The 19,363-nt window shown below is 68.8% G+C and carries 16 protein-coding genes and 1 pseudogene; 4 read left to right on the forward strand and 13 right to left on the reverse strand.

Annotation, left to right across the window (positions count from 1 at the left end; all coding sequences use genetic code 11):
- Positions 1–3: 3 nt before the first annotated feature.
- Complete coding sequence (locus OH146_RS04825; RefSeq protein WP_265157907.1) at positions 4–1,245, reverse strand: class I SAM-dependent RNA methyltransferase; 1,242 nt, start codon at positions 1,243–1,245, stop codon at positions 4–6.
- A gap of 20 nt (positions 1,246–1,265) precedes the next feature.
- Between OH146_RS04825 and OH146_RS04830 the strand changes: the two genes are divergently transcribed.
- Together OH146_RS04830 and OH146_RS04835 are read left to right on the forward strand one after the other, a co-directional pair.
- Complete coding sequence (locus tag OH146_RS04830) at positions 1,266–1,949, forward strand: Maf family protein (protein WP_265157909.1); 684 nt, start codon at positions 1,266–1,268, stop codon at positions 1,947–1,949.
- Positions 1,950–2,043: 94 nt separating this feature from the next.
- Positions 2,044–3,795: an acetyl/propionyl/methylcrotonyl-CoA carboxylase subunit alpha gene (locus OH146_RS04835; protein WP_265157911.1), complete on the forward strand. Its 1,752-nt coding sequence runs from the start codon at positions 2,044–2,046 to the stop codon at positions 3,793–3,795.
- Between the two features lie 50 nt (positions 3,796–3,845).
- On the opposite strand, the gene OH146_RS04840 is transcribed toward OH146_RS04835, so the two are convergent.
- Entirely contained in the window at positions 3,846–5,282 is a 1,437-nt protein-coding gene (locus OH146_RS04840) for an NAD(P)H-quinone dehydrogenase (RefSeq protein ID WP_265157913.1), read from the reverse strand.
- 96 nt (positions 5,283–5,378) lie between these two features.
- On the opposite strand from OH146_RS04840, the gene OH146_RS04845 reads away from it, so the two are divergent.
- The gene (locus tag OH146_RS04845) at positions 5,379–6,209 is read left to right on the forward strand and encodes a purine-nucleoside phosphorylase (RefSeq protein ID WP_265157915.1); all 831 of its coding nucleotides are present in this window, start codon (positions 5,379–5,381) and stop codon (positions 6,207–6,209) included.
- A gap of 11 nt (positions 6,210–6,220) precedes the next feature.
- Positions 6,221–7,925 (forward strand): annotated as a pseudogene (locus OH146_RS04850) (phospho-sugar mutase).
- 6 nt (positions 7,926–7,931) lie between these two features.
- Here the strand turns inward: OH146_RS04850 and OH146_RS04855 are convergent.
- From OH146_RS04855 to OH146_RS04905, 11 genes are all read right to left on the reverse strand, one after another.
- Positions 7,932–8,204: a PTS sugar transporter subunit IIB gene (locus OH146_RS04855; protein WP_265157917.1), complete on the reverse strand. Its 273-nt coding sequence runs from the start codon at positions 8,202–8,204 to the stop codon at positions 7,932–7,934.
- Positions 8,201–8,647, reverse strand: a complete 447-nt coding sequence (locus OH146_RS04860) for a PTS sugar transporter subunit IIA (protein WP_265157919.1) — start codon at positions 8,645–8,647, stop codon at positions 8,201–8,203. The genes OH146_RS04855 and OH146_RS04860 overlap by 4 nt, the downstream gene beginning before the upstream one ends.
- Entirely contained in the window at positions 8,647–9,741 is a 1,095-nt protein-coding gene (locus OH146_RS04865; RefSeq protein ID WP_265157921.1) for an adenosine deaminase, read from the reverse strand. The genes OH146_RS04860 and OH146_RS04865 overlap by 1 nt, the downstream gene beginning before the upstream one ends.
- Positions 9,742–9,776: 35 nt before the next feature.
- The gene (locus tag OH146_RS04870) at positions 9,777–11,069 is read right to left on the reverse strand and encodes a thymidine phosphorylase (RefSeq protein ID WP_265157923.1); all 1,293 of its coding nucleotides are present in this window, start codon (positions 11,067–11,069) and stop codon (positions 9,777–9,779) included.
- 15 nt (positions 11,070–11,084) lie between these two features.
- Entirely contained in the window at positions 11,085–11,492 is a 408-nt protein-coding gene (locus OH146_RS04875) for a cytidine deaminase (protein ID WP_265157925.1), read from the reverse strand.
- Complete coding sequence (locus OH146_RS04880; RefSeq protein ID WP_372508458.1) at positions 11,489–12,775, reverse strand: ABC transporter permease; 1,287 nt, start codon at positions 12,773–12,775, stop codon at positions 11,489–11,491. Before OH146_RS04880 ends, OH146_RS04875 begins: the two co-directional genes overlap by 4 nt.
- Complete coding sequence (locus OH146_RS04885; protein ID WP_372508459.1) at positions 12,772–14,055, reverse strand: ABC transporter permease; 1,284 nt, start codon at positions 14,053–14,055, stop codon at positions 12,772–12,774. The genes OH146_RS04880 and OH146_RS04885 overlap by 4 nt, the downstream gene beginning before the upstream one ends.
- Positions 14,052–15,572: an ABC transporter ATP-binding protein gene (locus OH146_RS04890; RefSeq protein WP_265157927.1), complete on the reverse strand. Its 1,521-nt coding sequence runs from the start codon at positions 15,570–15,572 to the stop codon at positions 14,052–14,054. Before OH146_RS04890 ends, OH146_RS04885 begins: the two co-directional genes overlap by 4 nt.
- Positions 15,573–15,767: 195 nt before the next feature.
- Positions 15,768–16,862, reverse strand: a complete 1,095-nt coding sequence (locus OH146_RS04895; RefSeq protein WP_265157929.1) for a BMP family lipoprotein — start codon at positions 16,860–16,862, stop codon at positions 15,768–15,770.
- Between the two features lie 149 nt (positions 16,863–17,011).
- Entirely contained in the window at positions 17,012–18,070 is a 1,059-nt protein-coding gene (locus tag OH146_RS04900; protein WP_265157931.1) for a BMP family lipoprotein, read from the reverse strand.
- A 9-nt stretch (positions 18,071–18,079) separates the two neighbouring features.
- Positions 18,080–19,198: a mannose-1-phosphate guanylyltransferase gene (locus tag OH146_RS04905; RefSeq protein WP_265157933.1), complete on the reverse strand. Its 1,119-nt coding sequence runs from the start codon at positions 19,196–19,198 to the stop codon at positions 18,080–18,082.
- Positions 19,199–19,363 lie beyond the last annotated feature (165 nt).

The raw sequence follows: 19,363 nt of genomic DNA on the forward strand, positions 1-19,363 counted from the left end.
ATGTCAGGCCCGCACGAAGGACGCGACGGCTTCCACGTGGTGAGTATGGGGGAACAGGTCAAAGGCGCGGATCTCCGAAAGCTGGTAGCCGTGCTCACGCAGGAAGCCCGCGTCGCGCGCGAGCGCGACGGGGTCGCACGCGACGTAGACGAGCTGGGAGGGTGCGAGCGTCGCGAGGGAGTCCACGACGGCGCGACCGGCGCCCGAGCGCGGCGGGTCGAGCACGACGGTCGCGCCCTCCAGCCGTGATGTCGCCCCGAGGTCCCGCAGGTATCGGTCCACGCGGGCGGTCACCGCGCGAGCGCCGAGCCACTCGGCGAGATTCTCGGCGGCGTGATCCGTCGCGAGGGAGTCGCTCTCGACGCTCGTGATTCTCGTCGTCGGTCCGAAGCGGTCTCCCACGGCGGCCGCGAGAAGCCCCACCCCGCCGTAGAGGTCATGATTGGGTGCTTTCGGGTCGAAGCGCTCGGGATCGATCGCCTCCTGCACGGCCGTTGTCAGGGTCTGCGCGGCGGCCCGATGCACCTGCCAGAAGCCCCGCACATCCAGCCGGAACTCCCGCTCCCCCACGACCTCAGTGATGCGCTGCGGCTTCGGCCTGGCCTTGGAACGCGCGTCCCCCGCAAGTACGAAGGGGTTTCCGCTGGAGGGGGCGACGATGTCGACGTGGGTCGAGCCGGGGAAGACCTCGTCGAGTGGTGTGATGCGCGCAACCTCCTCCGCCGCGAGCGGCACGGATGCCACAGGCACGACATCGTGCGAGCGGGCGGCATAGGGCCCCAGCGCGCCATCCTCCCCCACGTGCAACCGCAGGCGGGTACGCCAGCCCGTGCCATCCTCAGCGCCCGGGATTGCCTCGACCGCGACATCCGCCTCGATGCCGCCCATGCGGCGCAAGGAGTCGACGATCACCTGCCGCTTGAGCTCGCGCTGGTGCCCCAGCTCGATGTGGCCGAACTCCGCGCCGCCCGCGCGCACCTCGGGGGCCCGGTCGATCGACGCCTCCCGCCACACGTGCTCACGCCGGTGCGGCGAAGGGTCGAGCACCGCGAGTGTCTCCGCCCGCCAGAACGACTTCTTCGACTCGTCGCTGATGCGCGCGAGCACTCGTTCTCCCGGGATGGCGTCGGCGACGAAGACGACGCGCCCCTCCAAGCGAGCGACCCCGACCCCGCCGTGGGCGATGTTGCTAACGTCGAGTTCGACCTGCGCGCCACGAGAACCGGCACCCTGCGAATCAGCCATCCCCCGAGTCTAGGATCCGAATGCCCGTGAATCCGGCCACAACGACGACCCTGGAGCCCGTGCGGCTCTACCTCGCCTCGACCTCGCCAGCGCGACTCGCCACCCTCCGCGCCGCCGGAATCGAGCCCGCAGGGCTCCTGAGCCCCGGCGTCGACGAGGATGCCCTCGTCGCCTCCCTGACAGCGGCGCGCGGTGCCCTCAGCGCGGCCGAGATGGTGGGCGAGCTCGCCCGCGCCAAGGCGGAGGCCGTCGTGGGCCAACTCGTCGACGGGGAACCGATCGACGGCTTCATACTCGGCGGCGACAGTGCCTTCGAGTTCGACGGGGTCATCTACGGCAAGCCACACACCGCTGAGGTCGCACGGGAGCGCTGGCACAAGATGATCGGGGGCGGCGGCGTGCTGCACTCAGGACACTGGCTCATCGATCACCGGGGCGGCACCGCGGGCGGCGGCGCTGGCGCTGTCGACGACGCGGTCGTCGAATTCGCCGACGACATTCCGGAGGAGGAGATTGACGCCTACATCGCGACCGGCGAGCCGCTCTCCGTCGCGGGTGCCTTCACGGTCGACAGTCGCGGGCAGGCCTTCATCCGCCGCGTCGACGGCCACCCGAGCACCGTCGTCGGCCTCTCGGTGCCGACACTGCGCCGCCTGCTCGCCGAGAGCTTCGGCGTCGGCTGGCACCGGCTCTGGAACCTCTGACGCGCGCCATTGTCGGTACTGCTCTGAAAGCATCCGCCATTTTTGTGGCGCGTAGCCAAAAGCGCGCGCCTGCAGGCGAATAGGCTAAACAACTATGCCCCGTATCTCGAAGGTCCTCATCGCCAACCGCGGCGAGATCGCCGTACGCATCATCAGGGCAGCGAAGGACGCAGGTCTGGGGTCCGTCGCCGTCTATGCCGACCAGGATCGCGACGCGCGTCACGTGCGCCTCGCCGACGAGGCCTACTCGCTCGACGGCTCCACGAGCGCCGAGACCTACCTCGTCATCAGCAAGCTCCTCTCGGTTGCACGCCGCTCGGGCGCCGACGCGGTGCACCCCGGCTACGGCTTCCTCGCCGAGAACGCCGACTTCGCTCGCGCCGTCATCGACGCGGGGCTCACCTGGATCGGCCCCTCACCGGACGCGATCGAGAAGCTCGGCGACAAGGTCTCCGCCCGGCACATCGCCGAGAAGGTCGGCGCACCCCTCGCGCCCGGCACCCTCAACCCCGTCTCGGGCGCCGACGAGGTGCTCGCGTTTGTCGACCAGTACGGCCTGCCGGTTGCCATCAAGGCCGCCTTCGGCGGCGGCGGGCGCGGGCTCAAAGTCGCCCGGGAGCGCGAGGAGGTCGAGGAGCTCTTCGACTCCGCGACGCGCGAGGCCATCGCCGCCTTCGGCCGCGGAGAATGCTTCGTCGAGAAGTACCTCGACAAGCCCCGCCACGTCGAGACCCAGTGCCTCGCGGACGCCCACGGCAACGTTGTCGTCATCAGCACGCGTGACTGCTCCCTTCAGCGACGCCACCAGAAGCTCGTCGAGGAGGCGCCCGCGCCCTTCCTGAGCGAGGAGCAGAACCGTCTCCTCTACGACGCCTCGAAGGCGATCCTGCGCGAGGTCGGGTATGTCGGCGCCGGCACCTGCGAGTTCCTCATCGGGCAGGACGGCACCGTGTCGTTCCTGGAGGTGAACACGCGACTGCAGGTCGAGCATCCGGTCTCGGAGGAGGTCACGGGCATCGACCTCGTGCGTGAGCAGTTCCGCATCGCCGAGGGCGGCGTGCTCGACTACGACGACCCTGTGCCGCACGGGCATTCCATCGAGTTCCGCATCAACGGTGAGGACCCGGGCCGCGGCTTCATGCCCGCCCCCGGCCCGATCCACGTGTTCCGCGTGCCGGGCGGCCCCGGCGTGCGCGTCGACAGCGGCGTCACGACGGGTGACGTCATCAGCGGTGCCTTCGACTCCATGATCGCCAAGCTCATCATCACGGGGGCCAGCCGCGAGGACGCCCTCGAGCGCGCCCGCCGCGCCCTCGGCGAGTTCGAGGTCGCCGGACTGCCCACCGTGCTGCCCTTCCACCGGGCGATCGTGCGCGACCCTGCGTTCACCTCGGAGCCCTTCAGCGTCTATACGCGCTGGATCGAGACCGAGTTTGCGGGCGAGCTCGAGCCCTGGAGCGGCGAGTTGGAGGCCGCCGGGCCCGCACCCGAGCGGCGCAACGTGACGGTTGAGGTCGACGGCAAGCGCATCGAGGTCAGCCTTCCTGGCCGGGTCATCCCCACGGCGGGAGCCCCGCTGCTTCCGCCAGCCCCCCGCCGCCGCGGCGTCTCGGGCGCCGTCGCGACCGCCACAGGCGATGCCGTCACGGCTCCCATGCAGGCGACGGTCGTGAAGTTCGCGGTCGGCGAGGGCGACTCCGTCGTCAAGGGCGACCTCGTGCTCGTGCTTGAGGCGATGAAGATGGAGCAGCCGCTCACCGCCCACAAGGACGGCGTCATCTCCGGCATCAACGCCGCGGTGGGCACGACCGTCTCCTCGGGGCACCTCCTCCTCAGCATCGTCTGAGGAAGAGTTGGGAACGCGCCCGCGTCAGCGCACGATGTGCAGTGCGCGCGTCAGCGCACGATGTGCAGCGCCCGCGCCGCGTCCGTGATGCTGCCCGAGAGGGACGGGTAGACGGCGAACGCCTGCGCGACCTCGTCCACCGTGAGCCGCTGCTCGATCGCGATCGAGATGGGCAGGATCAGTTCGGATGCCCGAGGCGCGACGACCACGCCTCCGATGATGGTTCCCGTGCTGGTGCGCGCGAAGAGCTTCACAAAACCGTGCTTGATGCCCATCATCTTGGCGCGCGGGTTCTGGGCGAGCGGGACGGTGTGCACCGTGCCCATGACGGTGCCCTCGTCGATGTCGTTCTGCCCGTAGCCGACGGTCGCGATCTCCGGCTGCGTGAAGATGTTGGATGTCACGTTGCGCAGTTCAGCGGGAGTGACGACGTCGCCCATGGCGTGGAAGACGGCAGTGCGTCCCTGCATGGCGGCGACGGAGGCGAGCGGAAGGAAGCCGCTGCAGTCACCGACGGCGTAGATGTTGGGCATCGAGGTGCCGGCGACGCGGTTGACGCGCACGTGCCCCGAGTCGGCGAGCTGCACGCCCGCCTCTTCCAGGCCGAGTCCCTCCGTGTTGGGCACGGATCCGACGGCCATGAGGCAGTGGCTCGCCTCGACCGTGCGGCCATCCGTGAGCGTCGCGACGACACTGTCGCCCTTGCGCACGACGCTCTCGGCGCGGCTCTTGCTGAGCACGTTCATGCCGTTGCGCGTAAAGACGTCCTCGATGACGTGGGCGGCGTCGGCGTCCTCCCCCGGTAGCACCTGGTCGCGGCTCGAGATGAGCGTCACCTCGGAACCGAGGGCGCGGTAGGCGGAGGCGAACTCGGCTCCCGTGACGCCCGAGCCGACCACGATCAGGTGCTCGGGGATCGAGTCGAGGTTGTAGAGCTGCGTCCAGGTGAGGATGCGTTCGCCGTCGGGCTTCGCCGAGTCGAGGATGCGCGGGCTCGCCCCGACCGAGATGATGATGGTGTCGGCCTCGATCTGGTCGAAGTCCTTTGCCGCGCTGCCGTTGCCGGTCGAGACTACCACCCGGTTGGGCCCATCAAGTCGCCCGTCGCCCTGCACGATCGTCACGCCAGCGCGCACGAGCTGCGAGCGCATGTCTTCGGACTGCTGGCGGGCGAGGCGCAGCAGGCGTTGGTTGACGGCCCGCAGGTTGACGGCGATCTCGGGCCGCACGGGTCCGCCCGTGTCGCCGCGCGCGAAGATCTGCACGCCCAGGTCGTGGGCGCCGCCGATCGCGGTCGCCGCCTCGGCCGTTGCGATGAGGGTCTTGCTGGGCACGACGTCGGTCAGCACGGCGCTTCCCCCAACGCCGACCCTCTCGACCAGCGTGACCTCGGCGCCGAGCTGGGCGCCCGCGAGGGCAGCCTCGAAGCCTCCCGGCCCTCCCCCGATGATGGCGATCTTCTGCTTGCGGTCGAATTTGTAGGCCATGACAAACATTCTCCCCCACGACCCTGACGCGAGGTGTGAATCCGGATGCCGCACGGCACTACCCGGCACCCGGGCGCGCCGGAATAGAGTGGTCGGATGACGACCCAGAACAACCCCCTCGACGACCCCGCGGCCGACCCGTTCGAGATCGCGGCGGCCGCAGCATCCGACATCGCGGAGAAGACCGGAGTCGCGCGACACGACATCGCCCTCACCCTCGGCAGCGGCTGGGCGAAGGCGGCGGATCTCATCGGGGAGACCACCGCCACAATCCCGGCAGCGGATGTCGCGGGCTTCAGCAAGCCGGCCCTCGAGGGGCACGTGGGGTCGCTTCGCTCCGTGCTCCTGCCGAGCGGCAAGCGTGCTCTCGTGATCGGGGCCCGCACGCACTACTACGAGGGGCACGGCGTGCGCCGCGTCGCCCATAGCGTGCGCACGGCGGCGGCGACGGGTGCGACGACCATGATTCTCACGAACGGCGCGGGCGGTATCAAGGAGCACTGGAAAGCCGGCACGCCCGTGCTCATCAGCGACCACATCAACCTGACGGCCGACTCCCCGCTCGAGGGGGCGACCTTCATCGACCTCACCGACCTCTACTCGAAGCGGCTCCGCGATCTCGCGCGCAGCATCGACGGCAGCCTTGACGAGGGTGTGTACGTGCAGTTCAGGGGACCGCACTATGAGACGCCCGCGGAGGTGCAGATGGCGAAGGTCATGGGCGGACACATCGTGGGAATGTCGACCGCGCTCGAGGCGATCGCGGCGCGACAGGCGGGCATGGAGGTGCTCGGCATGTCACTCATCACGAACCTTGCGGCGGGCATCCAGACCACTCCGCTCAGCCACGAGGAGGTCATCGAGGCGGGCCGCGGGGCTGAGGCGCACATCAGCGGGCTGCTCGCCCAGATCGTGAGTGCGCTGTGAGCGCCGAGCACGTGCCGGGCGGCGTCGACGAATCCGGCACGGAACAGCGGCTCGAGGGCGACGTCATCGCGGCGGCGGAGGCGTGGCGCGACCAGGACCCCGACGAGGAGACGCGGGCGGAACTCGACGAGCTCATCTCGGCGGCGAGTTCGGGCGATGCGGAGGCGGCATCCGCCCTCCACGACCGTTTCAACGCCCGGCTGGTCTTTGGCACCGCTGGGTTGCGCGGCGAACTGGCGGCCGGCCCCAACCGCATGAACCGCGTGCTTGTTGCACAGGCGGCTGCGGGATTTGCGGCCTACCTACTGGGGCATGTCGACGACCCCTCGATCGTGATCGGCTACGACGGCCGTAAGAACTCGGACGTCTTCGCGCGCGACACAGCCGAACTGATGGCGGGCGCTGGCGTGCGCGCCATCCTGCTGCCACGGATGCTGCCGACCCCCGTTCTCGCGTTCGCGGTGCGTCATTTCGACGCGAGCGCCGGCGTCATGGTGACGGCGTCGCACAACCCCCCCGAACGACAACGGCTACAAGGTCTACCTGGGTGGGAACTCACAGGGGTCGCAGATCGTCTCCCCCGCCGACGCCGAGATCGAGGCACACATCAGCCGTATCGCGGCCGAGCGCACGATCGATTCACTCCCGCGCTCCGCCGCGTATGTCACGGCGGATGATGAGGTCGTCGATGAGTACGTGCGGCGGACGGTCGAGCTCGCACCGCGGCGAGCCGAGCCCATCCGCTACGTCTACACGGCCATGCACGGGGTGGGTCTCGAGGTTGCGCAGCGTGTCTTCACGGCCGCCGGCTTCCCGCCACCCGTCCTCGTGGAGGAGCAGGCGCATCCCGACCCGGCCTTCCCCACCGTCGCGTTCCCCAACCCGGAGGAGCCCGGGGCCATGGATCTCGCCTACGCGAAGGCGAGCGAGGTCGGGGCGGATGTCGTCATCGCCAACGACCCCGATGCCGACAGGCTCGCTGTGGCGGTGCCCGACGACGACGGCGGATGGCGCAGGCTCACGGGCAACGAGGTGGGCGCGCTTCTCGGCTGGCGGGCTGCCGAACGTCTGGCCCGCTCGGGCGAGTCCGGCGCGCTCGCGGCCTCCGTCGTGAGCAGCCCCGCGCTGCGCCGCATCGCCGAGCGGCACGGCCTCCCCTACACGGACACCCTCACAGGCTTCAAGTGGGTCTCTCGCGTCGATGGCCTCGCCTACGGCTACGAGGAGGCGCTCGGATACCTGGTCGACCCGGGCAAGGTGCGCGACAAGGACGGCATCTCGGCCGCCCTCGAGTTTCTCGCACTCCTGTCGGACCTTGCGGCGGAGGGCAGCGATCTGGCGGCGCACCAAGCGCGCTTCGACCGGGAGTTCGGCGCCTTCGCCTCGGGCCAGGTCTCGCTGCGAGTGACCGACACGAGCGTCATCTCGAACATCATGGCCCGCCTGCGCGAGGACCCGCCGTCGACACTCGCCGGGCTCGCCGTCGAGTCGGTCGACGACTTCGCTGAGGGCATCGGGGTGTTCCCGCCGAGTGACATCTTGCGGGTCAACCTGGCGGGCGGTTCACGGGTCATCGTGCGGCCGAGCGGGACGGAACCTAAGCTCAAGGCCTACATTGACGCCGCCGTGCTCGACGGCGAGCCCGCGGAGCGGCGGGCCCGCGCGCAGGGCGTCGTCGACGCGCTCGAGGAGGCCGTGCGCGGCCTCATCGCTTAGTCACGCTCAGCCCAGCGCGGCCTCGAGCTTCGTCTCGATCTCGGAGGTGTCGAGGTAGTTCTGGACGACGATCACGTCGGCGAATGTTCGGCCGATCGCGTCGACGAACTCCGCCGAGGTGAGGATCACCTGGGCGTCGTCGGCGACCTCCGCGATCGACCCGATGTCGGCAGCCGTAACCTCCGCCTCGATGCCGAGCCGCTGCAGCACCCGCTCGGCATTGACCTTGAGGATGCCGGATGTGCCGATGCCGGCACCACAGATCGCGACGATCTTCACCCGTCGACCCCCATGATGTCGAGCACCTGCTCGACGGAGCTCGCGCCGACGAGGGCGGCGATCGCGCCGGGGTCGTTGAAGATGTTGGCGATTGCTGCGATCGAAGGGAGGTGGGTGTCGGCGCGGACCGCCGCGAGCCCCAACACGACCGTCACGGGGTCGTTGTGCGGATGTCCGAACGGAACCGGCGTGCGCAGCGTCACGACCGCGAGCCCGTCCTTCAGCACCTCGGGGCCGGGGCGAGCGTGGGCGAGGGCCAGTCCGGGTGCGATGACCACGTAGGGCCCGTGCTCCTCGATCATGCGGATCATCTCTTCCGCGTAGCGAGGCGTCGCAGATCCGGTCTCCGCGAGCGCCTCACCGGCGACCCGCACGGCGGCCCGCCAGTCCTTCGCCTCGGCGCCGATCACGACACCCTTGGCAGTGAGAGGTGGGAGCGGCATCAGGCGTCACCGAAACCCGTGACGATGGCATCCACCAGGTCGAGTCGCTCCTCGTAGGGCAGGAAGGCGGCCTCGGCGGCGTTGCGCTGGAAGATCTCAAGGTCGATCAGGTCATACCCGAAGGCGTCGACCAGGAGCGCAAGCTCGCCCGTCAACGTCGTGTTACTCATGAGACGGTTGTCGGTGTTGACCGTCACCCGGAAGCCCAACTGGTACAGCAGGTCGAAGGGGTGGTCGACGATCTCCCTGCCCCACGCCGCGATCGCGCCCGTCTGCAGGTTGCTCGAAGGGCTCAACTCGAGAGCGATCTCCCGATCGCGTACCCACTGGGAGAGCCTGCCGAGGCTCACGTAGGTGGCCTCGTCGTCGTTGCTGTCGATCGTCACGTCCTCCGCGATGCGCACGCCGTGGCCGAGGCGCAGCGCCCGACCGTCGAGGAGGGCGCTGCGGATGCTCTCGAGCCCGTCAGCCTCGCCCGCATGGACGGTAGCGGGGAAGTTCTGCTCCGCGAGATAGTCGAAGGCTGCGCGAGCCCGGCTCGGCGGGAAGCCTGCCTCGGCGCCCGCGAAGTCGAAGCCGACGACGCCGTTGTCGCGGTGGCGCACAGCGAGCTCGGCGATCTCGAGGCCACGGTCGGCGTGGCGCATGGCCGTGACGAGCTGCCCGACACGGATCGAGCGACCGCTCGCCGCGACATCCGCCACCCCGTTGTCGAGGCCCTCCTGCACCGCCTCGACCACCTCGTCGAGGCTGAGGCCCCGAGTGAGGTGCTGCTCGGGAGCCCAGCGGATCTCCCCGTAGATGACGCCGTCAGCGGCGAGGTCCTGCACGAACTCGCGGGCGACCCGCTCGAGGCCCTCCCGCGTCTGCATGACGGCGGTCGTCACGTCAAAGGTCTTGAGGTAGTCGACGAGGGAGCCCGAGTCGGCGTTCTCGGCGAACCAGGTGCCGAGCGCCGCGGCATCCGTCGCCGGCAGTTCGAGGGAAATCGCCTCTGCCAGTTCGATGATGGTCTGCGGCCGGAGTCCGCCGTCGAGGTGGTCGTGGAGCGACACCTTCGGCAGCGCGGCTATCTGGTCAGGCGACATCGTCATGCCCTCAAATCTACCGCCTGGGCGGATGCCCGCGCTCAGGCGATGCGGTCGGCGATGAGCGGTTCGCGCTCGAAGCGCGTGCCGGTCTCGGCGATCTCCCACGCGCCCTCGACGGCGGCGAGAGCCCGCTCGAAGCGTTCGGGCTCGTCCGCCGAGAGGGTGAAGAGCGGCTGGCCCTTCGTCACCGTGTCACCGGGCTTGGCGTGGAGGTCGATCCCGGCGGCGTGCTGCACTGGGTCCTCCTTGCGTGCACGGCCCGCCCCGAGCCGCCACGCGGCGATGCCGAACGGGAGCGCCTCCTGGCGAACGAGCACCCCGTCGCGGTCCGCCGTGACGACGTGCTGCTCGCGGGCGACAGGAAGCGCGGCATCCGGGTCGCCGCCCTGCGCGCTGATCATGGCACGCCACGTGTCCATCGCGCGGCCATCTCGGAGCGCCGCCTCGACGTCGGCGTCGGGTTGCCCGGCGAGAGTGAGCATCTCATGCGCGAGAGCGACCGTGAGTTCGACGACGTCGCCGGGGCCCCCGCCCGCAAGCACTTCGACGGACTCTTGCACCTCGTTGGCGTTGCCGATCGCGAGGCCGAGCGGAACGTTCATGTTGGTCAGCAGCGCAACCGTCGCGACGCCCGCATCCTTGCCGAGCGCGACCATCGTCTCGGCGAGCTCCCGCCCCCGGGCCGGATCCTGGAGGAAGGCGCCCGAGCCGAACTTCACGTCGAGCACGAGCGAGGCGGTGCCCTCCGCGATCTTCTTCGACATGATCGAGGAGGCGATGAGCGGGATCGCCTCGACCGTGCCCGTGATGTCGCGCAGGGCGTAGAGCTTCTTGTCGGCGGGGGCGAGGCCCGCGCCAGCCGCGCAGATCACGGAGCCGACGCTTTCGAGCTGGGCGAAGAACTCCTCGTTGGAGAGCTCGGCCCGCCACCCCGGGATCGACTCGAGCTTGTCGAGGGTGCCGCCCGTGTGCCCGAGGCCGCGCCCCGAGAGCTGGGGCACCGCAACGCCGAAGGATGCCACGAGCGGCGCGAGCGGCAGGGTGATCTTGTCGCCCACCCCACCGGTGGAGTGCTTGTCGGTCGTGAGCTTGGAGAGCGCGTCGAAGTTCATCCGCTCACCGCTCGCGATCATCGCGAGGGTGAGGTCGCGGATCTCCTCGCGCTGCATGCCGTTGAGGAAGATCGCCATCGTCATGGCGGCCATCTGCTCGTCGCCCACGTAGCCGCGCGTGTAGGCGTCGACCAGCCAGTCGATCTGCTCCGCGCTGAGGGCGCCGCGATCGCGCTTCGTGCGGATGAGGTCGACAACGTCGAAGCGTTCAATTGCCATGAGTGGGGTGGTTCCTTACTTGGCGTTGTATTCGTCGAGCTGGCGCGGACCGAAGGCGTCGGGCAGCACCTCGTCGATCGTGCGGATTCCCGAGACGGTCTGCAGCAGCATCCCCTCGGCGGAGTGCTCGAAGAGGAGCTGCCGGCACCGGCCGCACGGCATGAGGGTCGCCCCGTCACCGTCGACGCACACGAATGCCACGAGCCGCCCGCCCCCGCCCATGATGAGCTCGCTCGTCATGGAGCATTCGGCGCAGAGGGTGACGCCGTAGGACGCGTTCTCGATGTTGCAGCCGCTCACGATGCGGCCGTCGTCGACGAGAGCGGCGGCCCCTACGGGGAACTTCGAGTAGGGCACGTAGGCCTTGCGCATCGCCTCGGAGGCTGCCTCGCGCAGGGCTTCCCAATTGACGTGACTCGTCATGACTTGATGTACGGCGTTCCGTTGGCGGCGGGCGGGCGAGAGACGCCCACGAGGCCGGCGACCGCGAAGATCGTGACGACGTAGGGGACCATGAGCATGAACTCGCTGGGAACGGGCGAGCCGATGATGCCGAGCACGTTCTGGATGTTGGAGGCGAAGCCGAAGAGCAGCGCTGCCAGCGTCGCGCGGATGGGGTCCCAGCGCCCGAAGATGACGGCCGCGAGGGCGATGAACCCCATGCCTGCGGTCATCTCCTTGTTGAAGGCGCCGACCGAGCCGAGGGTGAAGTAGGCACCGCCGAAACCAGCGATGGCGCCCGCCAGCGAGACGTTCCAGAAGCGCAGCGTCGTCACCTTGATGCCAACGGTGTCGGCCGCCTGCGGATGCTCACCCACGGCACGCAGGCGGAGGCCCCACCGCGTGTGGAACAGCCCGAACCACACGAGGAACACGGCGACGTACATGGCGTAGACGATGATCGACTGGCGGAAGAGCATGGGGCCGATCACGGGAATCTCGCTGAGGATCGGGATCGCGATCTGCTCGAAGCGGGGCGGACGGTTCAGCAGCTCGGTGTTCTCAGTGAGCACCTGCGAGAACAGGAAGCTCGTGAGCCCGATAACGAGCACGTTGAGCACGACGCCGACGATGATCTGGTCGACGAAGTACTTGATCGCGAAGGCCGCGAGCACGAAGGAGACCAGGACGCCCGCGACGGCGGCCCCGATGAGCCCGACGTAGGGGTTGCCCGTGATGGAGGCGATAACGGCGGAGGCGAACGCTCCCGCGAGCAGCTGGCCCTCGATCGCGATGTTGACGACGCCGACCCGCTCCGAGATGACGCCGCCGAGCGCACCGAAGATGAGGGGCACGCTGAGGCTCACGGTCCCGATCAGGAGGCCATAGATGGGGATCGAAGCCCCCGCTCCTGCCCACGCCAGGAAGGCGATGAGGAAGAGCACCGCGAAGACGACGATGAGCCACAGGGGCACCCGCCGCTTCTGCCAGACGAGCCAGGCGGAGTACGCGCTGAGGGCGACGAGCAGCACCGTCATGACGATGCCGGTCGCGTGGGTCGGCAATACGATCTCGGGCAACTGGATGACGTCGCTCGGCGTCGAGAGCCGGAACGTGCTCGTGTCTGCCGGCCGAGGAGTGAAGACGAAGAGGACGACGGCGAGAAGTGCGAAGACGCCGAGGGCTATCGGGGCCTTCCAACTCGTGATGACGGTCTTTTCGGGGGCGCTTCCCGCCGTGGCGGGAGCCGTGGTCTCGGTGCTCACTTCGCCGCCACCTCCTTCGGGGTGAGGGTGCGGCGCGGGGCGGCACCAGGGGTGGGCAGGCGGAAGATGGCGCGCACGAGAGGCGGCGCCGCGATGAAGAGCACGATGAGCGACTGCACCACGACGACAATGTCGACCGGCACGCCCTCGGCCGCCTGCATCGAGAAGCCTCCCGCCTTGAAGGCTCCGAAGAGGATGCCCGCGGCGAAGATTCCCCAGGGGCGGGACCGGCCCAGCAGGGCGACCGTGATGGCGTCGAAGCCGATGCCGGCGTCGATGCCCTGGCCGAAGCCGGTCGTGACGGTGCCGAGCACCTGGTTGACCCCCGCGAGTCCCGCGAAGCCGCCCGCGAAGAGCATGGCGTAGACGTAGATCATCTTGACGGGCATACCGGCGACCCGAGCGGCGTGCGGGTTCTCGCCGACCGCGCGGAACTGGAACCCGAGGCTCGAGCGATTCATGAGCCACCACACGAAGACGGTCGCGGCGATCACGAGGATGAACCCGAAGTGCAGGTTGTAGTTCGGCCCGAGCAGGTCAGGCAGGATCGCCGTCTCCTGCATGGGCGGCGTCTTGGGGTTGTTCGACCCTGGAGCCTGGAGAGCACCCGGGGTGCGCAGCAGGTAGGCGACGAAGTAGAGGGCGACGAAGTTGAGCATGATGGTCGTGATGACCTCGTGGGCACCCGTCCGTGCCTTCAGCAGACCGGCGATGCCGCCCCAGATGGCCCCGGCGACCATTCCCGCCAGCACGGCGACTGCGACGTGCAGCACGGCCGGGAGCTCGAGAGCGAAGCCCACCCAGCCGGCCGCGGCGGCGGCCACGAGCATCTGGCCGCGACCACCGATGTTGAACATGCCCACCCGGAAGGCGACGCCGACGCCGAGCCCCGCCGCGATGAGAGGGGTCGCGAAGGTCAGCGTCTCGGTGAGGGGCCGGATGCCCGCCGCGAAGCCCTCACGACGGAAGTTGTAGACGGAACCCTGGAAGAGCGCGCTGTACGCCCCCGCGACGGCCTCCCAAATGGCGGCGAAGGTGTCGCCGGGCCGCGCGAAGAAGTAGGCGGCTGTCTCCTGGACGCGCTCGTCGGTCCACGCGATCAGCACGGCACCGACTGCGAGCGCGATGATGACCGACAGCACCGAGATCATGGCGGAGCCGCCCACGATGTCCCGGGCCGCCTGCCCCCAGCGCGAGGGCTCCTCCCCCGCCTCCGGGCGGGCTGTCTGCTGGGGCGCCGGCTCCGGCTGCACCTCTGCCTCTCTCGACTTGTCGCTCACGCTGCTGCCCCCGTTCCCGCCGGCGCCTCGCCGGCCATCATGAGCCCGAGCACGTCGCGCGAGGTGTCACCGGGCACGATGCCGATGATGCCGCCGCGGTACATGACGAGAATGCGGTCGGCAAGCGCCGTGACCTCGTCAAGCTCGGTGGAGATGACGATGACCGGGATGCCCGAATCCCTCGTCTCGATGATGCGGGAGTGCACGACCTCGATCGAGCCGACGTCGAGTCCACGCGTCGGCTGGGCGGCCACGAACATCCGCAGGTCGCGGCTCAGCTCCCGCGCGAGCACGACCTTCTGCTGGTTGCCCCCAGAGAGCCTCCCCGCATGCGTGTCGATCCCCTGTGTGCGGATGTCGAACTCCGTCACCTTCTCGCGGGCGAACTGGTCGCGGTAGTCGAGCTGGAGGTTGCCCGCCTTGACGAAGGGCGCCGCCGTGCTTCGGTCGAGCATGAGGTTCTCGGCGATCGTGAACTCGGCGACGATGCCGTCCTCCGTGCGGTCCTCCGGCACGAAGCCGACGCCCGCGTCGAGGATCTGGCGCACGCTCCGACCCGTGAGTGGTTTTCCGTCGAGGGTGATGCGGCCGGTGACACGCTCCTGCAGGCCGAGCAGCGCCTCGGTGAGCTCGGTCTGGCCGTTGCCCTGCACGCCCGCGATCACGAGCACCTCGCCCGCGCAAACGTCGAAGCTGACGTTCTTGACGACGACGTCGCCGCGCGGGTTGATGACCGAGAGGTCCTCAACCACGAGGGCGGGCCCCCCGGGCACCGAGGCGCCCTTGTCAACCGTGAGCTCCACCGCTCGACCGACCATGAGCGAGGCGAGCTCGACGTTGCTCGCGGTCGGCGAGGCCTCCCCGACGACCTTTCCGAGCCGGATGACCGTGATGCGGTCGGCGATCGCACGCACCTCACGCAGCTTGTGCGTGATGAAGACGATGGAGGTGCCTGCCGCCTTGAGTTGCCGCATGATCTCGATGAGCTCATCGGTCTCCTGCGGCGTGAGCACGGCCGTCGGTTCGTCGAAGACGAGGACCTTGGCGTCGCGCGAGAGCGCCTTGATGATCTCGACACGCTGCTGCACGCCGACGGGGAGGTCCTCCACGAGGGCGTCTGGGTCGATGTCGAATCCGAATCGTTCTGAGATCTCCCGCACCTTGGCACGGGCGGTCGGCAGGTCGAGACGCCCACCCGCCTTCGTGGGCTCGTGACCGAGCATGACGTTCTCGGCAACCGTGAAGACGGGGATGAGCATGAAGTGCTGGTGCACCATGCCGATGCCGGCGGCCATCGCGTCACCTGGCCCAGAGAAGTGCTGCGGCACGTCGTCGAGGAGGATGTCCCCCTCGTCCGCCCGATAGAGGCCGTAGAGCACATTCATGAGGGTCGACTTGCCCGCGCCGTTCTCACCCAGGAGGGCGTGGATCTCACCGGGCTCGACGACGAGGTCGATGTGATCGTTGGCGACGAGGGCGCCGAACCGCTTGGTGATGCCGCGGATTTCGAGCTTCATGGTGTCCGATTCTACGGAGGGGAGTGGATGGACCGAGGGCCCGGAGGCTGCTCATTTGAGCAGAAGAATGCGTAGCCGCGCATAGGAGACGGCGACGCTAGCGGCACGCACGGGGAAAAGGCATGGGGAAGAGCCGCCGGGGCAAAGCAACGGGGAGGCCAGCCGCAGCTGACCTCCCCGAGGCTTTCGTGAGGATTAGCCGGCGAGGTACGACTCGACGGTCACCTCTCCACTGATGATCTGCTCCTTGAGCGACTCGAGCTCGTCCCAGAGACCCGCGGGAACCTTCGACTCCCAGTCGTGGAACTCGGCGAGGCTCACGCCGCCGTTCTCGAGCGTGCCGACGTAGGCCTCGTTCGAGAAGTCGCCCTCACCCGCCGCGAGCACGGCCTCGTACACCGAGACATCCATGCCCTTGCGGATCGAGGTGAGGAGGAGGTCGCCGACCGAGGGGTCGGTCTCGTACACGTCGGCGTCGACACCGATGAGCGCGATGTCGCGATCCGAGTCACGGATGGCGGCGGCAGCGCTCTGGTAGATCGGGCCACCGACGGGAAGGATCACGTCGGCGTTCTGGTCGATGAGGCCCTGCGCGATCGTCTGCGCCTCGGTGCCGGCCGCGAAGCCGCCCGTGAAGGAGCCGTTCTCGCCGTCCCAGCCAAGCACGCTGACGGAGGTGCCGTTGACCTCGTTGTAGTACTCGACGCCCTGCTTGAAGCCGTCCATGAAGATCGTCACGGTCGGGAAGGGCTGGCCACCGAAGGTGCCGACCACGCCGGTCTGCGACGTCGCGGCAGCCGCGTAGCCGCCGAGGAACGCGGCCTGAGCCGTGTCGTAGACCAGGGGCTTGATGTTCTCGTGGTCGGTCTCACCATCGAAGTCGGTGTCGACGGTGTCGTCGATCGAGATGTAGTTGACGTCGGGGTTCGCACCGGCCGACTCGGATGCCGCCTCCGCGAGGGCGAAGCCGACCGTCACGATCACGTCGCAGCCCTGGTCGACGAGGTTCGTCAGGTTGGGCGCGTAGTCCGTCTCCGCGTTCGACTCGACCTCGTTGTACTCGACGCCGAGCTCGTCGGCAGCCTGGACCATGCCCTCGAAGCCGAGCTGGTTGAACGACTTGTCGTCGAATCCACCCTCGTCCGAGACCATGCAGGGAAGGAAGTCGATCGCCTCGCCCTCGTTGCCGCCGTCGTCCTCGGGGGCCGAGGCACAACCGGTGAGCACGAGAGCGCTCGTGCCGATCAGTGCGAGACCGCTGAGGGCGGCCTTGCGAGAAATGGTCTTCAAGATGTCCTCCAAAAAGAGCCCGGCTGGCTCGCCGGGACTGTGGGAACACAGTACCGAGAATTGCGACGGCCGCTGGCGTCGGGCCGGGCATCCGTCACACAACAGTTACATGGTGCTCAGATGAGCACCCCGAACGGGGGTGGACCGTCTCAGCCAGGCGACGACGGGGACTCGACGGTGATCTCTCCCGCGATGATGGCAGCCGTGAGCGCGCCCAGTTCCGCCTGCAGTTCGGCGCTCACGAGCGGGGTGCGGTCATGGAACGGGGCGATACCGACTCCGCCGTTCTCGAGGGTGCCGATGAAGGGGCTCGCGTCGAACTCCCCCGCCAGGTCACTCCGCACGATCTCGACCACGGCATCCTGGGTGTTCTTCAGGATGCTCGTCAGGATGATCGGCCGGTACTCCGCCGGCAGCGTCTCGTAGCCGTCGTTGTCGACCCAGATGAGAGAGCCCACGCCGCGCTCGAGGATCGCGGCGGCAGCACCCTCCCCGACCTGCCCGGCAACGGGGAGGATGACGTCGGCGTTCTGGTCGAGCAGTCCCTCGGTCGTCGTCCTGCCGAGCGTGACGTTCTCGTAGTCGCCCGTGAAGAGACCGTTCTGCGTCTCCTTGTTCCAACCGAGCACCCGCACGGATGTCCCGTGCTCGGCGTTGTACCGCGCGACTCCGTCGACGAAACCGTCCATGAAGAGGGTCACGGGCGGCTGCGGGTCACCCCCGAACGTGCCGACCACGCCCGTCTCGGAGACCCCCGCCGCGAGGTAGCCGGCGAGATACGCCGCCTGGGCCGTGTCGAAGACGATGGGTTTGACGTTGTCGGCATCGACCATCTCGTCGACGATCGCGAAGTGCAGCCCGGGATTCGCCTCCGCGGCGGCCACCGTCGCCTCAGCGAGCTCCCATCCGACCGTCAGCACGAGCTGGCATCCGGTCGCGACCGCCTGCTCCACGTTGGGCGCGAGGTCGGTCTCATTGGTCGAGACGATCGCATCGACATCGATGTCGAACTCCTCGGCAGCGATTTCGAGCCCCTCCCAGCTGGACTGGTTGAAGGAGCGATCCTCGAGCCCGCCCGAGTTGGTCACCATGCGGGCGCAGTAGTCCGTGGCATCCGTATCGCCCGCACCGTCGGGCGCGGGGGCGCAGCCCACCAGGGCGAGAGCCGCGAACAACGCGGCGGCGGTGAGGGGACGTCGGGCGATCATGGCTCGAACCTAGAGCACGTCGCCGCGGCCCGACAGCTTGAGGGCATCGACGACCGACTTGACCCGCTGGGCGTTCTGCGTCGTCGTGACGAGCAGGGCATCCGGGGTGTCGACGACGACGATGTCCTCCACCCCCACGAGCGAAATAAGTCGCTTCGAGTGGCTCACGACCACCCCCGTCGAAGCGTCCGACAGCACGCGGGGGTTCTCGCCGAGGATCGCGAGATTGTTGCTGCGCCCGCCCGAGTGAAGCTTGCCGATCGCGGCGAAGTCGCCGACGTCATCCCAGTCGAAGTCACCCGGGACGACCGCGAGCCGCCCCGCCTTGGCAGCCGGCTCGGCGACCGAGTAGTCGATCGCGATCTTGCGCAGCCGTGGCCACACGCGGTCGACGGTCGCGCCACGGCGAGAGGTGTCCCAGGATGCCGCGAGCTCCTGCAGCCCCTCCAGCAGCTCCGGCTCGTTCTCGCCCAACTGGGCCAGTAGCACGTCGGCGCGCGAGATGAACATGCCCCCGTTCCAGAGGTAACCGCCGTCGGCGAGGTAGTCCTGCGCGACCTCATAGCTGGGCTTCTCCACGAAGGAGTCCACCGCGAAGGCCCCCGGGGCCCCCGGGATGTCGAGCTTGCCCCCGCAGTGGATATAGCCGAAGCCGATCGCCGGCTCGGTCGGGGTGATGCCGATCGTCGCGATGTAGCCCGCATCGGCCGCCGCGACCGCCTCGAGCACGCTTCGCGTAAAACCCCGGGTGTCACTGATGACGTGGTCGGCCGCAAACGACCCGATGATCACCCCCGGCTCGCGATGCTCGAGAATGGCGGCTGCGAGCCCGATCGCCGCGGTCGACTCCCTCGGCTCGCTCTCGAGCACGACATTGTGGTCGGCGAGCGCGGGAAGCTGCGCCTCGACTGCGGCACGATGGGCTCGCCCCGTCACGACCATGATCCGCTGCGCTCCCGAGACGGGGGCAAGGCGGTCCCACGTGCCGCGAAGCAGCGTCTTGCCCGTGCCCGTGAGATCGTGCAGGAACTTGGGCGCATCGGCACGGGAGAGCGGCCAGAGGCGCGAGCCGATGCCGCCCGCCGGGATGACGGCGTAGAAACGATCGAGGGCCGAAGAGTCGCTCATGCGCACCACCCTAGCTGCGGCATCCGTCACCCGACCTGAAGGCTGTGGAGGGGAGACCGCAGATATCTCGATGTCGAGATGGTTAGGCATGCCTAAGCGGAGAGCAGCTCTCGCAGGGAATAGACTGGAAGCCGTCGCGACGCACCGCGTTCGCACGCCACACCC

The sequence above is a fragment of the Homoserinimonas sedimenticola genome (assembly GCF_026094475.1).
Classification (GTDB): Bacteria; Actinomycetota; Actinomycetes; order Actinomycetales; family Microbacteriaceae; genus Homoserinimonas; species Homoserinimonas sedimenticola.

What these genes read in the sequence shown, in the direction of transcription:
- OH146_RS04905 (WP_265157933.1), bottom strand. Translation starts at nt 19,198, where the DNA reads ATGAGCGACTCTTCGGCCCTCGATCGTTTCTACGCCGTCATCCCGGCG.
- OH146_RS04870 (WP_265157923.1), bottom strand. Translation starts at nt 11,069, where the DNA reads ATGGCAATTGAACGCTTCGACGTTGTCGACCTCATCCGCACGAAGCGC.
- OH146_RS04875 (WP_265157925.1), bottom strand. Translation starts at nt 11,492, where the DNA reads ATGACGAGTCACGTCAATTGGGAAGCCCTGCGCGAGGCAGCCTCCGAG.
- OH146_RS04840 (WP_265157913.1), bottom strand. Translation starts at nt 5,282, where the DNA reads ATGGCCTACAAATTCGACCGCAAGCAGAAGATCGCCATCATCGGGGGA.
- OH146_RS04865 (WP_265157921.1), bottom strand. Translation starts at nt 9,741, where the DNA reads ATGACGATGTCGCCTGACCAGATAGCCGCGCTGCCGAAGGTGTCGCTC.
- OH146_RS04830 (WP_265157909.1), top strand. Translation starts at nt 1,266, where the DNA reads ATGCCCGTGAATCCGGCCACAACGACGACCCTGGAGCCCGTGCGGCTC.
- OH146_RS04825 (WP_265157907.1), bottom strand. Translation starts at nt 1,245, where the DNA reads ATGGCTGATTCGCAGGGTGCCGGTTCTCGTGGCGCGCAGGTCGAACTC.
- OH146_RS04860 (WP_265157919.1), bottom strand. Translation starts at nt 8,647, where the DNA reads ATGCCGCTCCCACCTCTCACTGCCAAGGGTGTCGTGATCGGCGCCGAG.
- OH146_RS04845 (WP_265157915.1), top strand. Translation starts at nt 5,379, where the DNA reads ATGACGACCCAGAACAACCCCCTCGACGACCCCGCGGCCGACCCGTTC.
- OH146_RS04890 (WP_265157927.1), bottom strand. Translation starts at nt 15,572, where the DNA reads ATGAAGCTCGAAATCCGCGGCATCACCAAGCGGTTCGGCGCCCTCGTC.
- OH146_RS04835 (WP_265157911.1), top strand. Translation starts at nt 2,044, where the DNA reads ATGCCCCGTATCTCGAAGGTCCTCATCGCCAACCGCGGCGAGATCGCC.
- OH146_RS04900 (WP_265157931.1), bottom strand. Translation starts at nt 18,070, where the DNA reads ATGATCGCCCGACGTCCCCTCACCGCCGCCGCGTTGTTCGCGGCTCTC.